This window comes from Variovorax paradoxus NBRC 15149, from assembly GCF_001591365.1.
Classification (GTDB): Bacteria; Pseudomonadota; Gammaproteobacteria; order Burkholderiales; family Burkholderiaceae_C; genus Variovorax; species Variovorax paradoxus.
Genome location: NZ_BCUT01000005.1, coordinates 155,134 through 177,897, shown reverse-complemented (window position 1 = coordinate 177,897; position 22,764 = coordinate 155,134). Strand labels below are relative to the sequence as shown.

Here is a 22,764-nt window from a genome sequence, read left to right as displayed (position 1 = left end):
TCGCACTTACAGAACGTTACAGGATCGTGCTGCATTGCGCAACCGTTGACCCTGTTGCGGGCACGCCCCGCGCCCCGCCTCCGCGCCTCCGTTCGCGTCAGTTGAAGAGGCCCTGCTGCGTGGCCTGGTGCACCGCCTGGGTCCGCGACTTGACGGACAGCTTGCGGTAGATGTTCTTCGCGTGAAACTCGATGGTGTTGACCGAAAGCGACACGGCCTCGGCGATCTGCTGGTTGCTCCAGCCCTGGGCGATGAGGCGCAGCACCTTCAGCTCGCGCGGAGACAGCAGCGGCTTGCCTTCCGCCAGGCTCGCGGGCACGGGGTGGATGGCAATCGGCTTGGGCTGGGCGGAAGCAGCGAACAGGCCGAGGATGCGGCGCGCAATGCGTGAATCCACCGGCGCGCCGCCGCGTTCGATGGAGCGCAGCAGGAACGCGAGTTCGGCGTCGTCGGCCTCGGTCAGCACGTAGCCCACCGCACCCGCGGCAATGGCGGCGCCCACCAGGCCGTCATCGTCGGTTTCCGACATGGCGATGGCGTCGATGTGCGGATAGGCCATGCGCACGTGGCGGATCAATGCCGCGCCATCGCCATCCGGCCCGTCCATGCCCACGAGCACGAGGCTGAAGGCCTGCGTGGCCAGCATGAAGCGGGCCTCGGCCTGCGTCGACGCGGCCGCCAGCTCCAGGCCGGGCACCACCGTGGCAAGGATGCGCCGCATGCGCTCCGACACGCCCCGGCTGCCCTCGACAACGAGGGCGCCACCACGCATGCCGGCAGCAGGGCTGCCGGCGGATATCTGATTGGCCACGCGCACTTCCTTTCGGCCGCACAAGGCGTGCCGAGATTGATCTTTGGCTTGAACATTGCATGAACGATGCCCGGCCAAGGAGGCCGGCGTGGCGCCCGGCGCTTCGACGCATGCAGGCACTCCGATCTTCATTGGCGAAGCGGCTGCGGACCCGCTTTTCAGAGGCTTGAAAAGGGCGGCTGGAACGGTCGTTTTGGGGCCCTGCGTTACGTATTTGCCACAGTGCCTGTTACGTAACACACCCCTCGGCCACACAGGTTGGAAGCGGTCAATTCGAGTGTCCGCACTGTGTCCGAAGGTTACTCCCCCACTTACAATCCCTGCCGCATCATTCCTTCCCCCTACCAGGTCTCGTCCGCAATGCCCAAGAGCCCCCTGCCGCGCACGCGCTTTCGCTTTTCTCCCACCGTGCGTGCCTTGCTCCTGGCCACCGCCTGTGGCATGGCATTGCCGGTGCTCGCCGCCATTGAGCACGACGAGGTCGACCGGCTCATGCAGGCCGGCAAGCTCGACGAGGCCATGACGCGCGCCGATGCCTTCCTGAAGGACAAGCCCAAGGACCCGCAGATGCGCTTCCTCAAGGGCGTGATCCAGCTCGACACCGGCAAGCGCGCCGAAGCCATTGCCGCCTTCACCCAGCTCACGCAGGACGCGCCCGAACTGCCCGAGCCCTACAACAACCTCGCCGTCATCTACGCGAGCCAGAACCAGTTTGACAAGGCGCGCAGCGCGCTCGAGAGCGCGATTCGCACCAACCCGAGCTATGCCACCGCGCAAGAGAACCTCGGCGACGTGTATGCGCGGCTGGCCAGCCAGGCCTACAGCAAGGCGCTGCAGCTCGACCAGAACAACACCGCCGTGCAGCCCAAGCTCGCGGTGATCCGCACCCTGTTCACGCCTGCGCCGGTCGGCGGCAAGCCATCCGCCGTTGTCGCGGCGGCAGCGCCCGAAGCCACGCTCCGCGCGGCACCTGCTGCGGCACCCGCGCCCGTCGCCAAGGCGCCCGCCGCTCCGGCGCCCGCGCCGGTGCCGACGCCGGCTCCCGTCAAGGCAGCAGCGCCCCCCGCACCTGCGCCCGCAGCACCGCCGCCGCCGCCCACCGTGGTGGCCAAGGCACCCGAGGCTGCGCCGGTGCCGGCGGCGCCCGCGCCAGCACCGGCTGCGGCGCCCTCTTCCACCTCCACCGCCGAAGTCGAATCGGCCGTGCGCGGATGGGCTGCCGCATGGGCCGGCCAGGACATGGACCGCTACCTTGCCGCCTACGGCCCCGACTTCAACCCCGGCGGCGGACAAAGCCGCAAGAGCTGGGAAGAAGAACGCCGCGCGCGCATCGTCGGCAAGTCGAGCATCAGCGTGAACATCGAGAACCTCGTGATCAGCGTCAACGGGCAGGCCGCTACCGCCAAGTTCCGCCAGATCTACCGCGCCGACAACCTCAACATCTCGAGCCGCAAGACGCTCGAGCTGCAACGCGCCGGCAACCAGTGGCACATCCGCAAGGAAAGCGTCGGCGGCTAGTGGCAGACATCGTCCGGCGCGGCCGGCTTCGGAAGCCTGCGCTGCGGCGCGGCGCGAACATGCTTGCCGCGCTCATGGCGGCATCAGCCCTGCTGCTGGCAGCGCACGGCACGGCAGCGGCCGCATCGACCAAGTCCGCGAGCGCCAAGACCAGCGGCACCAAGACCAACAAGGCTTCCGCCAGCCGCCCGGCCGCCAGGGAAGCCAAGGCCAGGACGGCACGAAAAGCTTCCGCCGCAGAGGCAAGAACCGCTGCCGCCGCCGCAGCCAAAGGCGCCCCGCGCAGCAAGGCGGCAGCCGCTTCTGCTTCTTCTTCTGCAGCCTTGCAGCAGGCCAGCAGCGCCGAAGCCCGCCTGATCGCCGTCTATGAACTGTTCGGACGCGGCCAGCCGCGCCCCGCGCTGGCCAAGGCCCGCGACCTCGTGCGGGACTATCCCAACTTCCAGCTCGCGCAGCTCGTCTATGCCGACCTGCTCGCCACGCAGGTGCCGCCCGCGCACGCCTTTTCCGATGCCACCGGCATCGGGCGGCTGCGCAGCGATCCGGCCATGGCCGACCTGCGCGAAGAGTCCCGCCGGCGCCTGCAGGCCCTGCGCGACAGGCCGCCGGCCGGCACCGTGCCTTCGCAGTTTTTGGCGCTGTCCACGCGCAGCCGCTATGCGATTGCGGTCGACGCCTCGCGCTCGCGGCTCTACCTGCTCGAGAACTCAGACAAGGGCCTGCAGCTGGTGGCCGACTACTACGTATCGGTCGGCAAGTCGGGCATCGGCAAGGCCACCGAGGGCGATGCGCGCACGCCGCTGGGCGTGTACTACGTCACCAGCAGCCTCGACCCCAAGTCGCTGCGCGACTTCTACGGCGCCGGCGCGCTGCCCATCAACTACCCCAACCCCTACGACGTGCGGCGCGGCAAGACCGGCAGCGGCATCTGGCTGCACGGCACCCCGCCCCAGCAGTTCTCGCGCGCGCCGCTCGCGAGCGACGGCTGCGTCGTCATGGCCAACCCCGACCTGAAGCAGCTGCTGCGCAAGGTGCAGATCGGCGCCACCCCCGTGGTCACCGCATCCAGCCTGCAGTGGATTGCGCGCCCGCAGGCCGAAAAAGAGGCCCAGACCTTCACCAGCGCAATTTCTGCCTGGAAAGATGCCAGGGCCAACGGAAATGAAGCGCAATTGAAGAAATTCTATTTGCCCGATTTCCAGCGCAGCAGCGGCAACAAGAAAAACACCGATGGCTTTTCGGTGCTCCACGACGAAGTGGAATATGCCCAGGGCAAACGCGTGCAGTTCAAGGACATGTCCTTCCTGCATTGGCGCGACGGCGACGACACCATGGTCGCCACCTTCGGCGAAGTCTTCGAAGGCGAAAAAAGCGGGCGCACCCGGCGCCAATACTGGCTGCGCCAAGGCAGCGAGTGGAAGCTTTTCCACGAAGAAATCCTCGGCTGAGACCCTCCCGGCTGAGGGGTAGGTACCCCAAAGGTGTGACTTTTTGCACAAGAGATGCACCTATCTTGGGCGTTACAACTACCGTTACACACCCCTGCTACGTAACACGTAACGACTTTGTTCCCGTAACAAACGTCGTTTGAATGTTCCCAGGGAACGTAACGTTGTTCACCCATTCATGGGATGCGCACACACCGTGTCAGAGGGAAAAATGTGTCTCAGGACTGTTACTCCTGCTCCCAGGCGGAGGCTTCCTGAGGACGGCAAAGGGTTGGCCGCCTTCCTGCTTAGACCATATGGCCTAGCACAGGAAAGCCTCGAACCCACGGGTTACTGTTGTTGATACACGGAGTTACGCTGTATAACATCCACCTGGCCAGCCTCACTTGTTAACACTTTTTTAAGGGGAAATCATGCTTCGCTCTATTACTCGTTTTCTGCGCGATGAAGAAGGTGCTACTGCAATTGAATATGGAATTATTGCGGGGTTGATTTCAATTGCCATCGTGGGCGTTTTGAGTACCGCTGATGGTCTTGGTCCTCGTTTGGCGCGTGTTTTCACGAATATTACGAACGCGCTGCCGGCTGCTCCTGCCACAACCACCAATCCTTAAACCGGGCTCAACGTAGCCAGTGTTCATATTGGTTTGCCTGTTCTGGTTGCTCTTCGTCGCTGTCTATGATTTCCGAAAGCGCCGGGTCCCCAATTGGTTGGTGCTTGCCGGGTCCGTACTGGCCTTGGCGGCTCTTTCCATCGGGACACAGCCTTTCGGCATCAGTTGGACAGCGGCAGCCACAGGCGCTGCGGCGGGCTTCGGATTTCTGTTGCTGTTCTACGTCGCCGGCCTCATGGGAGCAGGCGACGTGAAATTTGCAGGCGCTCTCGGATTGTGGGTAGGCCTATCGGCATTGATTCCAATCTGGGTCATTGCCAGCTTGCTCGCCGCGTTGCACAGCGTCCTCTGGCTGGTGTTGCGACGTTGGCCGTCGTTTCCGAGGCTCTATTTGCTCTTGTCGGATCAGCGGCCAGCCACCGTTGACGAAGGGAACGTGCGTAGTCATGGCCGCGCGCGCTTTATTCCCTATGCGGCTTACCTTGCACTGGCCACTGTGGTGTGGATGGTTTGGGGGCGACAGGGGTAGTTCTTCAGCCCCCTCGCGTCGCGAGCCTTTCGCCGTCGATTTCGTGATCGCTTGCTCACCACCCTCTTACACCGCCCATGATCCACCTCACGAAAATCATTGCCGCCATCCTGGTGCTGCTCGCCATAGCTTTGGGCGGCTATGCCTTCATGCTCAGCCGAGCACCCGCACCGGCTCCGATTGCGGCGGCTCCCATTGCCAGCCCATCCAAGGTCCAGGATGCGCCGACATACCCAGTCGTAATTGCCTCGAAGGCCCTTCCCGCGGGACAGGTCATCCCGGCGGACGCGCTGCGCGTGGCACAACTCTCCATCAATCCGGCGGGCGCATTCCAGGACGCCGCCGTCGTAGCCGGCCGCGTCCCAGTGTTCGATCTTGGCGAAGGTTCGCCGTTGCTCGAGGCTCAGCTTGTTTCCGGCTTGGCGCTGCGCGTCTCGGAAGGGGAACGTGCAATTGCCGTCCGAGCCGATGAAGTCATGGGCGTTGGCAACAAAGTTCAACCCGGTGACTTCGTAGACATATTCGTGATGCTCAAGTCCGACGGCAGGGATGTCGACCGTAGCCAAGCTCGTCTGCTGCTCTCGCGCAAGCGGGTCCTCGCCTTTGGCAGTGCCTCGATCGACGGCTTGCCCTCAAAGGGGGCCGACGGAAAGGCAAATGCACAAGCTCAACAACGCACCGAGGCACCGCGTACGGCCGTGCTCGCCGTTGCAGTGGACGAGGTCAACCGTCTGACGCTTGGCGAGTCCAGCGGCCGCCTGCTGCTCGCGCTTCGCAACCCAACCGACACGGCGGAGCCTGATCCAAAGCTCTTTGCTGAACTCCCGACGGCGCTCCAGCCACTGCCTGCCAAACCTGGCGAGCCGCGCCGCGTTTCGCTTGCGGGTTTGGACAAGGCGCAGGCTGGTCTGACAGCCTTGGATCTCATTGCTGGCGGTACGGCTGAGGGAAACCGGCGTGCTGCCGCAATCGTCCGCCCCGCTGTGCCGACAAACATTGGCGGCCGAACCGGCAGCGCGGCACGAGGAAGCAATGAGGTCGAGGTGATCCGAGGCGAGCGCAGCGAGACCATGCGCTACTGACTGCGATGCCAATGACTGCCCCCGCTCACGAAAGAAGACACATGCCGCATATGCCCCGCGCGAAGCTGAACGACGCTAGACCCCGCTCTGTGGGGCTGCTGCCGAATCTGCTTCGACCATCGCTGCTCGCACTGTGTCTCTTCGCATCCGGCCTCCTGCCCGCTGCGTCACTGAATGCAGGCGCTGCGCCCGTAGCGACCAAGCCTACGCCTTCGGCGCAACAAGAAGCTCAGCAACCAATCACGCTGATTCTGGGTGCAGGCACCCAGAAGGAGTTAGTGATCGACAAAGGACTGGAGCGCATGGCTATTGCGGATGAGGCTGTCATTGGCGTCACCCTGGCCCGAAAAACCCAAGGTGCACCAGCGGCCCGCCTGATCCTCACTGGCAAGACGGCCGGCCGTACAACGCTGATGATCTGGGAAAAGGGCCGCGCCACCGCCACGACCTATGCGGTCGAAGTGCAACGCAGGGCGGCAACGCTGACCGGCTCCACAGACAGCCTTCCAGCGAATCAGCAGGCACGCGAGGTTGCGCTTTCCAGTTCCCCGGACAAAGCTGCCTTGATCGATCGTTCCGTCGTGGACGTGCGCAGCCATACGGTCCAGGTTGAGGTAAAGGTTGTTGAATTCAGCCGTAGCGTTCTGAAGGAGGCAGGGTTCAATCTTTCCTCGTATGGCCCCAACAGCCACGGCTTCAGTTTCAGCAACATCACTCCCGGCGGCGTGCTCGCCGATGCCTTCAGTCTCGCGCTGGGGTTCGGCAATGCCAACAAGGGGCGAGGCATGTCGCTGACGCTCAACCTGCTCGAAGGAAACGGACTTGCGAGAGTGCTCGCGGAACCGACGCTGGTTGCCATGTCGGGGCAAAGTGCCAGTTTCCTGGCAGGTGGCGAGTTGCCTATTCCAGTGCCTCAAAGCCTGGGCACCACGACCATCGAATACAAGTCCTTCGGCATTGGCCTCTCGGTGACGCCAACGGTTCTCTCGAACGACCGCATTGTTCTGAAAGTGGCCCCGGAAGCAAGCGACCTCGACTACACCAACGCGTTGAGCATCGGCGGCATCGCAGTGCCCGCCATCAGCACACGCCGCGCAGATACGACGGTCGAACTCGGAGATGGTGAGAGCTTCATCATCGGCGGCCTTGTGAGCCGCACCACGTCGTCCAATGTCGACAAAGTGCCGTTGCTTGGAGACATCCCCGTGATCGGTTCGTTCTTCAGGCAGAACAAATACCAGATGAGTGAAAAGGAGCTCGTGATCATGGTCACGCCGCATCTGGTCAAGCCGCTTGCACGCGGCACCGACCTGACACCTTATCTCCCAGGCACGGCCGAGCAACGCGATGGCGCAGTGTGGCGCGCCATCTTCCTGGGTGGCGCCTCCAACACAGCGCTGCCGGGCTTCTCCCGCTGAGAGCCCCGTCGTGATGCAACAAGCGCTCCTCATATGAACGCTCCACGCGACAGCATCCCGGAAACTGGTGCAGAAACCTACCTGTTCGCTTCGAGCAATGGTGGTCACATTACGTGGCTGACCGATGCACTCACTCGGCTCGGGTCGGTCGTTGTGCTTGCGCCCGACACGAAGTCGATCGACGAACGCATCGCGTTGCTCGGCCCAGTCGCTGTCTTCCTTGACTTCTCTCCGGATCAAAGCGCCGCAGCAAGCCAGCTCCACCAGAGACTCAAGCGAGACTGGCCGGCGCTACCCGTGCTGGCCACCGGTGTTTCCGCCGAACCGGCCGCCATGCTCGCGGCACTGCGCGCAGGCGTGGACGATTTCGTCGATATCGCGGCTCCTCCTGCCGAAGCGGTGAACACGCTGCGGGCATTGCTGGAGCGGCGCAGCAGCATCCAAGGTGGCATGCGTGGCAACACACTTGCATTGCTGGGCGCTCGTGCAGGGCTTGGAGTGACCACGCTCGCCAGCAGCCTGGCCCTGACGCTGAACGCTCAATTGACACAGACGCCGGCGCGTCCTCAAGGGCGCGCGGCTCGGCACGGTGTGGCCCTGCTTGATCTGGGTCTGCCGGCGCGCGACGGGCTGCTCTACCTTGACACGCAGAGCGGTTTCAGCTTCGTTGATGGGGTGCGAAACCTGCGCCGCCTGGACCAGACGCTTCTGCACACCGCACTCGCGCATCACACCAGCGGCGTCGCAGTCCTGCCGCTGCCGGCGAGCCTCTCGCAGATACGCGAGATCTCGCACGCCGATTCCGTCGCACTGATCAAGCGTCTTGCCGATTTCTTCGATTTCCAGATAGTCGACCTTGGCGGCTTCTCGACCATCGATTTCATTGCGCAAACTCTCCGAGAAGCACAGCAGACCTGGGTTGTCTGTGACCAGAGCATCGGCAGCATTGTCTCGACTGCCAACCTGCTGAAAGAACTGCGCACACGCGGCGTCGAAACCGACCGGCTCTCACTGGTCGTTAACAAGTTCGATCCCAATGTGGGCCTGCCGGCCAAGGATATTGCCGAGCGGCTGGAGCTATCGCTGCATCACGTACTTCCCGCCCGCAGCACACAACTGCTGGCGGCTGCGAGCCGCGGCGAGATGTTGGTTCGCACGGCGCGCAACGATCCCTATTCACAGGCCGTCACAGGCCTCGCGCGCAGTCTTCATCAGCAGTACATGTCGGTTTCGGGCCAGCCTCCAGCCAAAGATCCACGTTGGGTGAAGCTCATGTCGCAAATCACCGGGCTCTGGAAGAGTTCAAACGAAGGTTGAGCCAATGTCCTCCGATATCGAATTTGCCGACGACGACCAGGCATTCATCAATTCGCAGCAGTTCCAGGACATCAAGAGCTGGACGCATGACCATCTGCTGAGCCGGATCGAAGAACTGGGGGCGGAGTTCGGCCGCTGGTCGCGCGCCTCCATCCAGCAGTTCGTGGAACTGGAAGTCGACAGCTTCGTGCGCCTTCGTCGCGTGCCGATCAACGACCGGGAGATGCAGCTCATCTCCGATGCGCTGACAAAGGAACTTGCCGGTTTCGGCCCTTTGGAAGACCTGCTCAACGACCCCGCCGTAGAAGACATTCTGATAAACGGCCACACGAACGTGTACGTGTCGCGCAACGGGGTTCTGGAACGCGAAACGCTGCGCTTCGCCGATACGGAGCATGTCATGCGCATCGTGCGCCGCATCCTCGCGCCATTGGGCCGCCGTCTCGACGAAGCCAACCCGATGGTCGATGCGCGGCTTCCCGACGGCGGACGCATCAACGTCATCATCGAACCGCTGGCCATTGATGGCCTTTCCGTCTCGATCCGGAAATTTCGCAAGGAGCCGTTGACGCCAGCCGATCTGGTGAAGCTGGGCACTTTCGACGCAGGCATGGCGCAACTGCTCGAGATTGCGGTACGAGCTCGCTGCAACATTCTCGTGAGTGGCGGAACGAGTTCCGGAAAGACTTCTCTGCTGAACGCCCTGGCGAGCTTCATTCCTCCGGCCGAGCGCGTCATCACCATTGAAGACACGGCCGAACTCTCGCTCGGCCACACGCACGTCGTTCGTCTGGAAAGCCGGCCCGGCGGCTTCGACGGAACGGGTGTGGTCTCCATTCGAGACCTGCTCCGCAACAGCCTGCGCATGCGTCCTGACCGCATCATCGTCGGTGAGGTGCGCGGCGCCGAGGTCATCGAGATGCTTCAGGCCATGAACACCGGCCACGAAGGCTCGATGGGCACCATTCACGCAAGTTCACCTCGCGAATGCCTCTACCGACTGGAAATGCTGGCGGGTTTCGCGGGCTATCAGGGCAGCGAGGTGAGCCTGCGCCGCCAGATTGCGAACGCAATCGACTTTGTGGTGCAGATCGGCCGCATGTCCGGCGGTCAGCGCCGCATCATGTCGCTCAGCGAAATTACCGGGGTCAACGACAACGTGGTGGCGATGCAGGAACTGTATCGGTACGACCCCATCGTTTCGCCTGATGGCGAGGAGCGTGACCGTTGGATATCCCTCGGCATCGCGCCTCATTCGCCGAAGATCACGCGCTTCCGCCAGATGATGACGCGTGCACAGGGGGACAGGCGTGCGTGAAGCACTGCTCATCGTGATGTGCCTTGCCCTGCTGCTGGCGGCGGCAGGCATCTTTCTATGGCAGTGGGCGAAGGGCCGCCAGCGGCGAGGGGCCGCACAACGACATCTGGCGCAGCAAATTGAAGCGAAGCAGATGCCCGTCGAAGGCGCATCGTCGCCGCCGAGCACGTCATTCATCGATTCATCAACGTACGGTGGGAATGTAGACCCGTGGATGAATGCGAACGCCGAACCAAGCGTGCAGGTTCAAAAGAGCAAGCTCCAGTCGCTGATGCCCTCTTGGCTCGAAGGCGCTGTCGCAGCGCGGACCATCGTTCTCATCGGTCTTCTTATCATTTTGTTGAGTGCCGTAGCCGGTCTCGTCGCCGGATGGATCAGCGCTATTGGCTCGCTCATTGTTCTGACGCTGTTGGCCATGTTCGGCATCTGGCTGAAGGTGCAGAAATTTCGTCGTCAGCTCGTGAGGCAACTCCCGGCGTTCATCGACGCCATGGTTCGGCTGATCACGATTGGAAATTCGACGCAAGCTGCTTTTCAATTGGCGATCGCATCGACAGAGACACCGCTGCGCGGCTATCTCGAACGTGCGGCGAATCTGGTGCGCGCTGGGGTTGACTTGGATCGGGCGCTTCACCAGACGGCCGCGAGCGTGCGCGTTGAAGAGATGTATTTGTTGGCCTCCATCCTTGGGCTTGGGGTGCGCTATGGCGGACGGGCCGACCTGCTCCTCGAACGAGTTGCTAACTTCATGCGCGACAGGGACCAAGCCGAACACGAATTGATTGCGCTTTCGTCCGAAACACGCCTGTCAGCCTGGATTCTTGGATTGCTGCCGGTCGGCGTCGGTGGCTTCATCATCATCGCCAATCCCAGCTACTTCCTGCGGATGTGGCAGGACTCCACTGGGCAGATACTGATATTTGGCGCTTTGGGCTTGCAGATGCTCGGAGCATTACTACTCTATCGGTTGGCGAAGCTGACATGACGTTTACGCCCGCCCAACTCGCGATATGGAGCCTGGTGCTTCTGGCATTAGGTCTCTTCGCCGCGGCCGCCGGATTGCTGGTCACCGAACTACAGCGTGTACAACGCGGCAAAGCCATTGGAAGAGCCATTCAGCGCGATGACGTCCTGGCGCCGAAGGAGCTAGACCCTGGAGCGGAAGCGGAAGGGGTCGTTGACAGCGCACGACGTGCCGATGCAGACCTGCCGCTTCACTGGCTGAATACCCGTGTTGGGCGCGCTCTGGTCGCAAACGAGGACCGGCGCCTGATAGATCAGTGCGGCTTTTCGTCGATGCGGGCGCAACTTGTTTTTCTCGTGACCCGGGTCTTATTAGCGATCTTGCTGCCACTCGTGGCAGTCATGTTCTGGCCCAGTCCGATATCGACCCAGAAGTTAACGATCATTCTGACGACCGCCATCGGAATCGGGTTCATGGTTCCCAAGTTCGTGCTCGGCAGGATAGCCGCAGGCCGGCGCGAGCGTGTTGCGCACGAGCTGCCGCTGTTCATCGATCTGCTGCGGCTTCTCCAGGGCGTTGGCCTGAGCTTGGATCAGAGTTTGCAGATCATGGCCAGTGACTTCTCGCATGTCATGCCGGTGCTCGGCCACGAATTAGCGATCGCAAACAGTCAGTACAGCCGTGGTCGCACCCGCGAGCATTCATTGAATCGACTCGGGACACTTCATGCCAACGACAACCTGGCAGGCATGGTTTCCCTGCTGGTGCAGGTCGATCGCCATGGGGGCGCGGTACAGGAGCCTCTTCGGATTTTCAGTGACCGCCTGCGGGAGCACCGTAAATCCGAGATGAAAGAGCGCATCGGCAAGATCACCGTGAAGATGACCGCCGTGATGGTGGGCACGCTGTTGCCCGCTTTGGTGATCGTGACTGCGGGCCCTGGCTTCATCGCCATCTTCCGTTCCCTATCAGCGATGTCCAAATGACCATATCTCTGAAGCATGCCACTCGGGCCGTTGCGTTACTGTGTGCCTCGCTAGCGGTTATCGGCTGCGCCGGTTCCAAGGGACACTATCCTGCTGCGGCCGAAGCGCAGCAGCGGATGGCTGCCGAGGCCGCGGCAACGCAGAAGGGTACGGCCAGCATCGACAGTCAAGCCACCTATCTGAAGCTCGTCGAGCAGATGCAAACGGACGGTCTGTGGTTTGCCTCGCTGGCGCACATCGATGCGCTTGAGAAGCGCTGGGGCGTTTCACCCGAATCGAGCCGCATGCGTGCGGATGCGCTGCGCCAAACAGGCGAAACTGCACGCAGCGAAGATGCCTACAAGAAATTGATCGGCACGCCACTCGAGGCAGCCGGCTATCACGGGCTCGGCCTCCTCGCGGGGAGCCGCGGCGACTATTTCGAAGCTGTAAAGCTCCTGAAGGAAGCGCAGCGCCGCAATCCGACCGACGCTGTGCTGTTGAGCGATTTGGGTTATGCCAACCTTCGAGCGGGCCTTGTCGCCGATGCGCGCTTGCCCTTGATGCAGGCGCTTCAGCTTCGCTCGGACAATCTGCAAGCACAGGCCAATCTAGCGCTCTATCTAGAGGTCACACAACAGCACGCTCAGGCGGATGCATTGATGGAAATTCATCGCATGTCTGCTGCCACGCGCGCCGCCATCCGTGAGAGCGCGCGGCAGATCGGAAATGCTCCGCGCGCTGCCAGATCGAATGACATCGTCATGTCCGCCAGCGACGGTGCCGCGCCGCTAAGGCTCAAGACTGCCCGTTGGCCCGATCTGGGCGGACGACGGGCCATCATGAGTCCCGCTCCGGCTAGTAATCCATCCAGCTCGTCATCACGAGGTACAGAATGAAAAAACTTTTGCCAAGGCACATCACTGTCTTGCCGCTGGCCAGTCTCACCCTGGCGCTGCTCTCCATCTCTGCTGCCGCACAGAAGATTCCCGATGCTCCTGCCGCCGCTCTGTCCGCACAGGAAAATGCAGCCGAAGTTGCCCCGCCGGGCGAAGAGCCGTACGCGTACACCCCGGCCCTGCGGGTAGGCGACTCCGCCATGGGACTGCTGGCCTTGCAACGTGAAGGCGCAACTTCTTCGCCGACTCCGCGCCCGATCGCGGGTGACGTCGCTCGCCGTAGTTACGAGCGTTACCTGAAGAGCTTCGAATTCCCTATTCCCGAACATTTCAATTCGACGGTCAAGTCGAAAGGCGATAGTGGAAGTTCGGCGCGGTAGCGCTCCCTTCGACGCGTCATCGACCCCTTCCCTCGTATGCGAATCACCACTCCTTCGTCTCGCGCTCATATCCAAAAGGGTGCTTATGCGGTGGAGTTCGCCCTGGTTTTCCTGATCTTCTTTTCCGTGCTGTACGCGATCATCTCGCTTGGCATCGTGCTCACTCTTCGGCTCAGCCTACAAAATGCCGCAGAGGATGGAGCGCGGGCGGCGCTGCACTACCAGGACACTTTGGGCAAGCGGGAGATCGAAGCGAAGAATGTCGCAATAGCGCAGTCGAGCGGCTGGGCACCTACCGCGCCGATCGTAGATGCGCACATCTGTCAGATCGAAGGAAACATCTGCGGCCCGTCGCGCGTATGTAGCGCCGATTGGAGCCAGCGCTGCCAAGTTGTGGTGACAGTCACGACGGCGGGCATGAGATCGGTGCTTCCCCCACTAATGAACCTAGCCGTTCCCGATCAGTTGACGGGACGCGCCAGCATGCTGCTTGATGGGAGAGCCTTGTGATCGCCACATTCTCCAGGTCTATCCCGTGCGCACCCTCTGCCACGCGCCAGCGCGGGGTCGCCGCGATCGAGTTCGCACTGGTCTTCGCGGTGCTCTTTTTAGTGCTGTACGGGATTGCGACTTTCGGCTCTGTTCTCTACATCCAGCAGGTGGTATCGCGCGCGGCGGAAGACGGGGCTCGCGCCATTCCCCTTCTGCCGTCAAGCACCAGCTTTGGAGCCACCGAGAAGGCCCGGATCAAGGATGTGGTGTACGACTCCCTCGCGGCCGCACTGATTGTTCCCAATACCGCGACCGGTAATCCGCGCCAATGGATCGTCGACAAGGTCGAAGTCAATCCGGCCACGGTGGGTACAGGCTCATCTAAAACCGGTGTGGTGACAGTGATCTATCCCTATGGTGCCAATCAACTCTTGCCAGTAATCAGGCTGCCTGGTATCAGCGTCTTGATGCCAGACAGACTGACGGGCCGTGCCACCGTTGCACTTTAGCTTCAAAAAAACGCACTGGCATGACCGTTCAACGCGATAAACCTACAACTTCGAGCCCCTCACGAGGAGTGCTTCGCCATGGCCGACAAACCGGGTCCATCTTGGTCAACACGGCCATTGCGATGAGCTTGATCGTTATTGCCTTAATCGGTACAGAGCTGGGCTATCTCTTCTACATGAAGAGAGAGTTTCAGAAGACCGCTGATCTGGCGGCTCTCGCAGGTGCGCAATATCTACCCGTAATTTCGTCGTCGGATTGCGCCAAGGAGACTCAGGCGGCCAAGTCCAATGCGGCAGTCAATCTGCCGGGCATCTCGCTGACAAAGGTCGAGTGCGGGCAATGGTCCACAGCAGCGCCCAAGGCGATTACTGTCACTGGCACAAAGCCGAATGCGGTTCACGTCTCGATCAACGAGGCCCCACCTTCGATCCTCAGTTTCTTTTCGGGAAACCGGGTGATCGGCGTGGAAGCCATCGCGGTCCGTGATGAGCCGATGTCGGTCTTCTCCGTAGGATCGAATCTGGTCAACACGAATCCCGAAGGCGCACTCATCAATGTGCTGAGGCTGGTCGGCGTCGATCCTTCGATCAATTTGCTCACCTTCCGCGGACTTGCAGGCGTCAACATCAAGCCTTCCGGCCTTCTGCAGGCGCTGGGAGTGAATGTATCGACCGATATCGGTGTTGGCGAACTCAACGCCTTGCTCGCAGCGCGCAAAGTCTCGATCAGTAATGTCGTGAATGCCGTAGTTTCACTGGCCGGACAACAGGGCGTGGCCAACACCCAGGTTCTCCTGGGCGCGATCGGGGGTCTGGGCATCGACCTTGACGCACTCACCGTGCAACTTGGCTCGACTGGTTCGGTACCCGAGACCAGCCGGGGACTTTTTGCAGCCATTCAAGCGCCCACGACAGCTTCTGCGCTCAACGTCGATGTAGATGCCATGTCTCTTCTGACCGCCGCTGTCGGCGTCGGAACCAAGACACACGCAGCTACTCTGGACTTGGGCTTGGGTGGTGTCACGGCGCTGACAGGCGTCTCAGCAGACGCCAAGCTGCGCATCATTGAGCCGCCTTCGATCGGCATCGGAAGCATCGGCACGACAGCCTACAACGCGCAGGTCCGGCTCTACGTAAAGATCAGCACGGTCGCTGGCGGACTGGTATCGACCCTGCTCAACCTGCTGGGCACCAGCATCGACCTGCCCATCATGATCGACGTGACGAACGCCTACGCCGAACTCAAATCCATCGATTGCACGACGTCCCCGAACACTGCCACGTTCGATGTCCGGTCTTCGATCCTCAATGCCTGTATTGGAAACCCTGTCATTGGCGTCGCCAATCCAACGCCTGCCCAGTTCGAAGCGGCCGTCTTCTCCACCTCGAAGATTTGCGATGCCGGCCTGCAAAACATGACGCTAGTCAAGCTGCTTGGACTCAATTTCCTCTCTGGCAAGGCTTACGTACCGGCCCTAAGCCAGCTAGACCCGGTGACCGTACCCGTCGGCGGATACACCGACACACCTCCCAATGGTTTGGCGATTGCCGACACGGTCGCAACATTGGCCAGCGAGTTGCTCAAACTGGTGCTCGCACAACCCGGAAGCGATGTCGCGATTGCTCCACTTCCCGCCAGCATCGCAACGTCTGCGGCCGACGACTACTTAACGCGAGCAGGCACCCTCTCGACCGGAAAATACAACACCGATTCGGTGGTTAGCTTGCTTTCGAAGGACGACCTCACTTGGGATCGGCCTTGCGGCCTGCTCACACTGGGAACTTGCCCAATGCCGAGCAAATGGAAAGAAGAAATCACTCCGATCTTCCTGGTCAATCCGGGCTGTACGGGCTCTTCAGCTGCATACAACAGCTGTGTTCGAACGAAGCTGATCGACGAGCTTCAGACAACCCAAGGCGGTGGCCTGTTGGGCACCGTGCTAAACACCGTCGGCAATCTGATCGGCGGACTGCTCGGTACGGGCAACCCTACGGCGCCCGGCGTTCCGAAGCAGAATCTCCTGGCGGGCATCCTTTCTCCCGTTATTGAGTTGCTGCGTCCCACGCTGAACATGGTTGGGCAGCTCATCTCAAAAAACGTTCTCTCCGATATTGCCGGTCTCGACATCGGCCGCTCCCGTGTTGCCCTGCAATCGCTAAGTTGCAAGAACACCAAGCTGGTCCGCTGATCGGTAGATCCAGCGCCTTCGCAAACACTAACTGAATGTCCTCCCCCGCCAACTTCGACGAACTCGACCTCTTTGTCTGGGAAGGCAAGGCCGACATCCTCGACCGTATCGCGCGGTGCATGGCGAGCTTCGACGTGGAGGTGATCCGGGCCGATGGCTTGCCGCCTCCGCAGCAGGATCGCGGCACTGCGCTTCGGCCTTCGGTGGCCATCCTCAGCGTGACGGTCATCGACAGTGGCGGCCTCGCGCATGCCACCGAGCTGCTGCAGGGCATGCCGGTGATCTGGGTGGCGGCCGCCTCGCGGGAGCGGGACTCGCGCACGTATCCGCCCGAGTACCTGCACGTGCTGCCCTACGACTTCACCTGCGCCGAGCTGCGCACGATGGTGGCCAAGCTGGTGCGGCAGCTGCGCGCGCGCGACGTGGCGCCGCAGGCGCCCGATGTGCTGGTGGCGCATTCGGACGCGATGAAGTCGCTGCTGGCCGAAGTGGGTGCCTTTGCCGATTGCAACCACAGCGTGCTGGTGCGCGGCGAAACGGGCGTGGGCAAGGAGCGCATCGCGCAGCAGCTGCACCTGGGGCACCAGCACTACAGCAAGGGCGCGTTCGTGGCGGTGAACTGCGGCGCGATTCCTGACGGGCTCTTCGAATCGCTCTTCTTCGGCCACACCAAGGGCTCGTTCACGGGCGCCGTGCATGCGCACCGCGGCTACTTCGAGCAGGCCACGGGCGGCACGCTGTTCCTCGACGAGATCGGCGATCTGCCGCGCTACCAGCAGGTAAAACTGCTGCGCGTGCTGGAAGACAACGCGGTCACTCGGCTGGGTGCCACGGCGCCGATCCGGGTCGACTTTCGGCTGGTGGCGGCCACCAACCGCAACCTGCGCGAGATGGTGGCGAGCGGCGAGTTCCGCGCCGACCTGTTCTACCGGCTCGCGGTGATCGAGCTGCATGTGCCCAGCCTGGAGGAGCGCGGGGAGATCGACAAGATTGCGATCTTCAAGGCGCTCTTGGCCAATGTGCTGGGCGACGAACTCGAGACGCTCGGGGAAACGCCGCACTGGCTCAGCGATGCGGTGGCCGAGACCTATTTTCCCGGCAACGTGCGGCAGCTACGCAACCTGGCCGAGCGGGTGGGCGTGATCGCGCGGCAGCTGCACAGCTGGGACCAGAACCTGATCCAGCGCGCCATTGCACTCACGCGCGGCACGCCGACGCTGGCAGCAGGCGCTGCTGCAGAGCGCAACGGCCATGGCGGCGGCGGCACCATGAACGGCGTGGCGCTCGACGGCAATGGCGAGCGCAAGGGATGGAACAGCAGCGAGCGCAACCGCATCATCGCGGCGCTGGAGATCAACGACTGGAAGCGCCAGGACACCGCGCAGCACCTGGGCATCAGTCGCAAGGTGCTGTGGGAAAAGATGCGCAAGTACCAGATCCTCGACGGCGAGCCCGGCATCCCCGAAGACGCCTGAACTCGCTGCGGCTCGCTTAGCGGTTTGCCAGCCGCGCGGTGCGGCGCAGCGGCGGGTTTGCCGCGGTTGCGGTGGCACCGCGCTCGGCCGCCGGTTCGCTGGCGCAGCTTGCGTTGCTCGAGATGCACAGCGCGGTGAGCAGGCCGTCTTCGCTCAGCGCGGGCCGGTTCGGCGGGCCGAAGATGCGGTCGATCCAGGAATTGCTCGCGTCGGCGTCGATGCGCAGTTCGCCGGTGGTGCGCGCCAGGCGCAGCTCGGTGATGCGCAGGTCGAACACGGCGTCGACGTAGTCGAACAGCAGGTTGTAGTAGTCGAGCTGTGCGTCGAGCACGGCGGGCAGTGTTTCGCGGCCGAACTCCATCAGCCGGCGGCGCCCGCGAAAGGCCTGGCCCGATGTGCTGACGGCCTCCGCCAGCTGCCGCTCGCGCTCGCGTCCGGACACGGCGCGCGACCATGAGGCCGAGGTGAGCTCCAGCAGGTTGAGCTTCACGCCTTCGAGCTTGGCTTCCTGGTTGGCGACTTCGGCCAGGGCCGACTTCAGGCGCAGCTGGCGATCGAAGCCGTTGCCGAAGTTCCAGTTGAGCTCGAAGGCCGCGCGCGTCGGGTCTTGCGGCGACACGCCGCGCGGGTCCTTGCTCTTGACGACCACCGCATCCACGGTCGGCCAGATGCTGGCCTCCTGCTGGTCGACCAGGGCCTGGGCGCGCGCCACGCGGCCCTTGGCTTCGGAGATTTCGGTGCTGCGCTCCTCGGCGCGGCGCAGGGCCTCTTCGTGCGAAGCGATGCGCCAGTACGCGGGCGCGGCCAGCACGGGCAGCGAATCGGTGTTGGGCGTGAACTTGAAATAGGTGTTGAACTTGGCCAGCGCCTCGTCGCGCTGCGCCTGGAAGTCGGATTCGCGCGCGGCCACGCTGGCGCGGCGCGCGGCCGCCATGTTCAGGTCGTTCTCGCCGGCGGCGCCGAGCGCCACGCGGCGGGCCTCGGCCTTCGAAAGCTCGGCCACCACCTCGGTGGACTTGCGCGCGATCTGCTTCTTGAGATCGAAGCGCTGCACCTGCAGGTAGGCGGTCAGCGCATCGAGCACCACCTTCTGCGAAGTGGTGACGACGGCCTCGTCGTCGGCCTGGTTGCCGGCCTCGGCGGCGCGAATCGCGGCGTTCATGGCGCCGCCGTCGATCAGGCTCAGGCGCGCCTCGGCGGTGAGCACGGTGTAGTTCTCGGTCTTCGCGTTGTCCGCGCCGCTGTTGTAGGTGCCGGAGGCGGTGCCCATCTTGAAGCGTGGGTAGCGGGCCTTCTTGGCGGCGTCCACGCCAAAGCTGCTGGTGTTGGCGGCGGCTTGCGCGGTCTGCACTTCAGGGTAGTCCTGCGACAGCGCAATGAGCGCCTGCTTCACGCGCTGCGCATAGCTGGCGGCGCCGATCGATGGCGCGGAAAGGCGGCGCGCCGGCATCAGCTGCGCGGGCGCCTCCTGCGCCAGGGCGCCCGGAGGAAGCGCAAAGCTCGCGCACAGCACTGCACAAAGAACACCGGTGCCCGCTGGGCGCCGGCCGGCCACGTTGCTGCCCATCATGGTTCGCGGAAGGCTTCGCGCCGCAGCTTGAGCACGGGCCGAAGGATGTACCAGATGAACGGATCGGTGCCCACCTTCAGGTCGACCTCCGACTCCATGCCGGCGGTGATGCGGTTCTCTTCGCGGCCCACGTGGGCCTGCTCGGTGCTCACGAGGATGCGGTAGTACGGCGCCGCGTTGGCAATGGCCGGGTCGCGGTCGGCATCGGCGGCCACCAGGGTGACCTTGCCTTCGACCGCGCCGTAACGCAGGTAGTCGTAGGCGGTGATCTTGACGCGCGCCGCCTGGCCGACCTCGACGAAGCCGCGGTCGTTGGGATTGAGGCGCGCCTCGATCATGATCTCGTCCTTGTCGGGCACCACTTCCATGATGGCTTCGCCGGGCTTGATGACCCAGCCCGGGCTGGCGCTGCGCAGCCCCTTGACGATGCCGTCGGCGGGCGCCTTCACCATGGTGCGGGAGCGCTGCGTGCGCGCGCGCGCCAGGTCTTCGTTGAGGCTGGCGAACTGGCGCTCCACGGTGGCCAGTTCGTCGGACGCGCGGCGCCGGAAGCGCCCTTCGGCCTCGGCCATCTTGGCCTGCGCCTCGGTGATGGCAGCGCTCGCGGAGATGGCGCCCTGGCGCGCCACGGCCAGCTCGCTTCGCACGCTTTCGACCTGCCGCCGCTTCTCGAGCACTTCGACCTGGCCGACCAGCTTTTCATTGAGCAGCTGCTCGGAGATCTCGAGTTCCTTCTGCATCAGTGCGAGGCGGTCGTTCAGGCCCTTGACCTTGGCCTGCTGCTCGAGCAGCCGGCTGCGCGCGCCCTCCAGGCCCGACACCGCGCCGGCCATCACGCCGCGCTGCTCGAGCGCGCGCGCCTCGTAGGCGCCGGTCTCGCCGTCGAGCACGCTCTCGTCGATGTCGGCGGCAAAGCTCTCGCGCCTGAGCGGCTGGCCGCGGCTCTCGGCCATGAGCCGGATGCGGGTGGCCTGCGTGGCGGCATAGCGCGCGGTGAGTTCCTCGAAATTGAGCCCGCTGCCGCCCAGGTCGATCTCCACCAGCGGCTGGCCTTGCGTGACCTTGTCGCCTTCCTTGACCAGCACGCTGCTGACGATGCCGCCTTCCAGATGCTGGATCGACTTGACGCGGTCCGACGGGATCACGCGGCCCGGTGCCACCACCACGGTTTCCATGGGAAAGCCCAGCCCGACCGCGGCCAGCAGCGCGACCGCGCCGCCAATGACCCACTTGCGGCGCCGGCCCTTGGGCGATGTCTGCGCCGCGCGCTTGTGATCCTCGTCCTGCAGTATCTGCGGCAAATCTGATTTCAAGTCGCGGTCCCCAATTACTCTTCGATCGATCGGCCGCTCAGGCCATGGAACGGTTGGCGGCGGCTTGCTGCGAGTGCACGTCGGCATCGTCCTCGCCTGCGGTGGAATCGGGGAGCGCCACCAGCGCCTTCTTCACGCCGAAGAGCTTGGGCACCATGACGGCGGCCGTGCCCTGTTCGACGTTGCCCTGCCCCGTCACGTGGTAGACCACGCTGGCTGCGGACACGATGCGAAGCGAATGCGTGACCACCACCACCGTGCGCACCTTGGCCACCGCGAGCAGCGTGGCCAGCAGGGTGCGCTCGCTCTGGAAGTCCAGGTCGTTGCTGGGCTCGTCGAGCACCAGCACCGAAGGCTTGCGCAGGAAGCTCATGGCCAGCGCGAGCTTGCGCCGCTCGCCCACCGACAGGCCCGTGCCGCCCTCGCCCACCACGGTGCGGTAGCCGTCGGGCATGCGCGAAATGAACTCGTGCGCGCCCGAGAGCTTGCAGGCCGCCACCACCTGCTCGTCGCTCTGGCCCGGGGCCGTGCGGCGCATGGTGTCGATCAGCGGTCCGCCGAACCAGTACACCTCCTGCGAGAGGTAACTGATCCAGCGCGAAAGCTCTTCGCGGCCGAATTGCGAAAGGTCGTACTCGCCGATGCTGATGACGCCGCGCGTGGGCGTGTACAGGCCCGAGAGCAGCTTGACCAGCGTCGACTTGCCGGCGCCGTTGCGCCCGACGATCACGTGCAGCCCGCCCGGCCCGATGTCCAGGTCGACGTTCTCCAGCACCGGCCGGTGCGCGTCTTCCGTGAAGCTGAAGCTCACGTCCTTCAAGGTGACGCGGCCCAGCGGCTGCGGCAGCGTCATGCCGGTGGGCGCTTTCTCCACCGGCTCGCCAAGCACCGTCTCGAGCCGCTTGGCCGCTTCCTTGGCCGCGGCCAGCGAGCGCCAGCTCGACACCAGCCCGGCCACCGGCTGCAGCGCCTTGAGGGCCAGCATGTTGGAGGCGACCAGGCCGCCCACCGTCATCCATTGCTCCATCACCGAGATGGCGCCCACCGTGACCACGATGACCGAGAACACCGTCATCAGCACGGTGGTGCCGTCGCGCGCGGTTTCGATCTGCCCGTTCTTGCTGAAGCTTTCGCTCAGCCAGGAGTTGTACGACTGGCGCCACATCTCGATGGTGGGACCGTCGTTGGCCTGCGTCTTGAGCGTTTCGCGCGCGTTGCAGATCTCCGAGGTCATGCGCTCGAGGCCGCGGCCGCGCTGCACTTCCTCGACCCGCCCGCTGCGCACCTCGTCGGCCCACCACCAGGCCAGGAAGACCATGATGGCAAGGAACAGCACCACCACCGGCAATACCGGCAAGGCCACGATGCCGATCACGGCCAGTGCGAAGACCGCCATCGGCAGATCGAAGATCGATTGCGCCAGGCCGCCGGTGACGGTGCCGCGCACCGAGGCCACGTCGCGGAAGAACTGGTGCCAGATCGAGGCCGGGCGCGCTTCGAGCGCTCGCAGCGGACGGTTCAGCATCGAATGCAGCAGCGCGCCCGACACGCCGTGGTCGATGATGGCGCCCGCATTGCGCAACAGGCGCGAACGCCCCGAGCGCAGCCAGAACTCGATGCAAAGAAAGAACAGGATGCCGCACACCAGCGCGGCCAGCGTGGAGACGCCGCTGCGCGACAGCACGCGGTCATACACCTGGAGCAGGAAGATCGATGGCAGCAGGCCGAACAGGCTGATGGGCAGCGAGCGCCAGGCCGCGCTCTTGACCAGTGGGTAGGCGGCGCGGAACGCCGTATGCAGGGCACCCGCGTACGGGCTCGCACCTGCTTTTTCGGGCACCTCGGCCACCAGTTGGCTGGGCAAGAGAAACTTGATCATGGGAAGGGCCGATCCGTCAGGCAATGACGCCTGCGCCATTATCGACTGTTACCCAGTTGTTACAAGACAAAATC

The 22,764-nt window shown here is 63.5% G+C and carries 20 protein-coding genes; 16 read left to right on the top strand and 4 right to left on the bottom strand.

The annotated features are described in order from the left end of the window. Positions 1-97: 97 nt before the first annotated feature. Positions 98-811, bottom strand: a complete 714-nt coding sequence (locus VPA02S_RS21100) for a helix-turn-helix transcriptional regulator (RefSeq protein ID WP_244883704.1) — start codon at positions 809-811, stop codon at positions 98-100. A gap of 360 nt (positions 812-1,171) precedes the next feature. On the opposite strand from VPA02S_RS21100, the gene VPA02S_RS21095 reads away from it, so the two are divergent. The 16 genes from VPA02S_RS21095 (at position 1,172) to VPA02S_RS21030 (ending at position 17,928) form a co-directional block, all read left to right on the top strand. Then, positions 1,172-2,329: a nuclear transport factor 2 family protein gene (locus tag VPA02S_RS21095; protein ID WP_062365500.1), complete on the top strand. Its 1,158-nt coding sequence runs from the start codon at positions 1,172-1,174 to the stop codon at positions 2,327-2,329. After that, positions 2,329-3,777: a L,D-transpeptidase family protein gene (locus VPA02S_RS21090; protein WP_062365499.1), complete on the top strand. Its 1,449-nt coding sequence runs from the start codon at positions 2,329-2,331 to the stop codon at positions 3,775-3,777. Before VPA02S_RS21095 ends, VPA02S_RS21090 begins: the two co-directional genes overlap by 1 nt. Positions 3,778-4,190: 413 nt before the next feature. Next, positions 4,191-4,391: a Flp family type IVb pilin gene (locus VPA02S_RS31535; RefSeq protein WP_081247616.1), complete on the top strand. Its 201-nt coding sequence runs from the start codon at positions 4,191-4,193 to the stop codon at positions 4,389-4,391. Between the two features lie 19 nt (positions 4,392-4,410). Next, positions 4,411-4,920 (top strand): A24 family peptidase, encoded by a 510-nt coding sequence (locus tag VPA02S_RS21085; RefSeq protein WP_244883702.1) that lies wholly within the window; start codon positions 4,411-4,413, stop codon positions 4,918-4,920. Positions 4,921-4,997: 77 nt separating this feature from the next. Continuing rightward, on the top strand, positions 4,998-6,002 hold the full coding sequence (cpaB, locus tag VPA02S_RS21080; RefSeq protein ID WP_062365498.1) for a Flp pilus assembly protein CpaB: 1,005 nt from the start codon (positions 4,998-5,000) through the stop codon (positions 6,000-6,002). Positions 6,003-6,043: 41 nt separating this feature from the next. Beyond that, complete coding sequence (locus tag VPA02S_RS21075; protein ID WP_062365497.1) at positions 6,044-7,420, top strand: type II and III secretion system protein family protein; 1,377 nt, start codon at positions 6,044-6,046, stop codon at positions 7,418-7,420. A gap of 33 nt (positions 7,421-7,453) precedes the next feature. Beyond that, on the top strand, positions 7,454-8,737 hold the full coding sequence (locus tag VPA02S_RS21070; protein WP_062365496.1) for a CpaE/TadZ family protein: 1,284 nt from the start codon (positions 7,454-7,456) through the stop codon (positions 8,735-8,737). Positions 8,738-8,741: 4 nt separating this feature from the next. Beyond that, positions 8,742-10,055, top strand: a complete 1,314-nt coding sequence (locus VPA02S_RS21065; RefSeq protein ID WP_062365495.1) for a TadA family conjugal transfer-associated ATPase — start codon at positions 8,742-8,744, stop codon at positions 10,053-10,055. After that, a complete protein-coding gene (locus tag VPA02S_RS21060) occupies positions 10,048-11,040 on the top strand; it encodes a type II secretion system F family protein (protein ID WP_062365999.1) in 993 nt (330 codons plus the stop codon). The genes VPA02S_RS21065 and VPA02S_RS21060 overlap by 8 nt, the downstream gene beginning before the upstream one ends. After that, entirely contained in the window at positions 11,037-12,005 is a 969-nt protein-coding gene (locus VPA02S_RS21055) for a type II secretion system F family protein (RefSeq protein ID WP_062365494.1), read from the top strand. The genes VPA02S_RS21060 and VPA02S_RS21055 overlap by 4 nt, the downstream gene beginning before the upstream one ends. After that, positions 12,002-12,883: a tetratricopeptide repeat protein gene (locus VPA02S_RS31530; RefSeq protein WP_081247615.1), complete on the top strand. Its 882-nt coding sequence runs from the start codon at positions 12,002-12,004 to the stop codon at positions 12,881-12,883. The genes VPA02S_RS21055 and VPA02S_RS31530 overlap by 4 nt, the downstream gene beginning before the upstream one ends. Further along, positions 12,880-13,263: a DUF3613 domain-containing protein gene (locus VPA02S_RS31525; RefSeq protein WP_081247614.1), complete on the top strand. Its 384-nt coding sequence runs from the start codon at positions 12,880-12,882 to the stop codon at positions 13,261-13,263. The genes VPA02S_RS31530 and VPA02S_RS31525 overlap by 4 nt, the downstream gene beginning before the upstream one ends. Before the next feature lie 36 nt (positions 13,264-13,299). Then, positions 13,300-13,773 (top strand): TadE/TadG family type IV pilus assembly protein, encoded by a 474-nt coding sequence (locus VPA02S_RS21045; protein WP_062365492.1) that lies wholly within the window; start codon positions 13,300-13,302, stop codon positions 13,771-13,773. Continuing rightward, positions 13,770-14,264 (top strand): TadE/TadG family type IV pilus assembly protein, encoded by a 495-nt coding sequence (locus VPA02S_RS21040; RefSeq protein ID WP_062365491.1) that lies wholly within the window; start codon positions 13,770-13,772, stop codon positions 14,262-14,264. The genes VPA02S_RS21045 and VPA02S_RS21040 overlap by 4 nt, the downstream gene beginning before the upstream one ends. Positions 14,265-14,365: 101 nt before the next feature. After that, entirely contained in the window at positions 14,366-16,453 is a 2,088-nt protein-coding gene (locus tag VPA02S_RS21035; protein WP_062365490.1) for a TadG family pilus assembly protein, read from the top strand. A 35-nt stretch (positions 16,454-16,488) separates the two neighbouring features. Next, positions 16,489-17,928, top strand: coding sequence for a sigma 54-interacting transcriptional regulator (locus VPA02S_RS21030; RefSeq protein ID WP_062365489.1), 1,440 nt, complete (start codon positions 16,489-16,491; stop codon positions 17,926-17,928). Between the two features lie 16 nt (positions 17,929-17,944). On the opposite strand, the gene VPA02S_RS21025 is transcribed toward VPA02S_RS21030, so the two are convergent. The 3 genes from VPA02S_RS21025 to VPA02S_RS21015 are packed head-to-tail and all read right to left on the bottom strand — an operon-like array spanning position 17,945 to position 22,690. Continuing rightward, positions 17,945-19,498, bottom strand: coding sequence for a TolC family protein (locus VPA02S_RS21025; protein ID WP_062365488.1), 1,554 nt, complete (start codon positions 19,496-19,498; stop codon positions 17,945-17,947). Next, complete coding sequence (locus tag VPA02S_RS21020; protein ID WP_015867226.1) at positions 19,495-20,811, bottom strand: HlyD family type I secretion periplasmic adaptor subunit; 1,317 nt, start codon at positions 20,809-20,811, stop codon at positions 19,495-19,497. Before VPA02S_RS21020 ends, VPA02S_RS21025 begins: the two co-directional genes overlap by 4 nt. A 37-nt stretch (positions 20,812-20,848) precedes the next feature. Then, complete coding sequence (locus tag VPA02S_RS21015; RefSeq protein WP_015867227.1) at positions 20,849-22,690, bottom strand: peptidase domain-containing ABC transporter; 1,842 nt, start codon at positions 22,688-22,690, stop codon at positions 20,849-20,851. Positions 22,691-22,764: the final 74 nt, after the last annotated feature.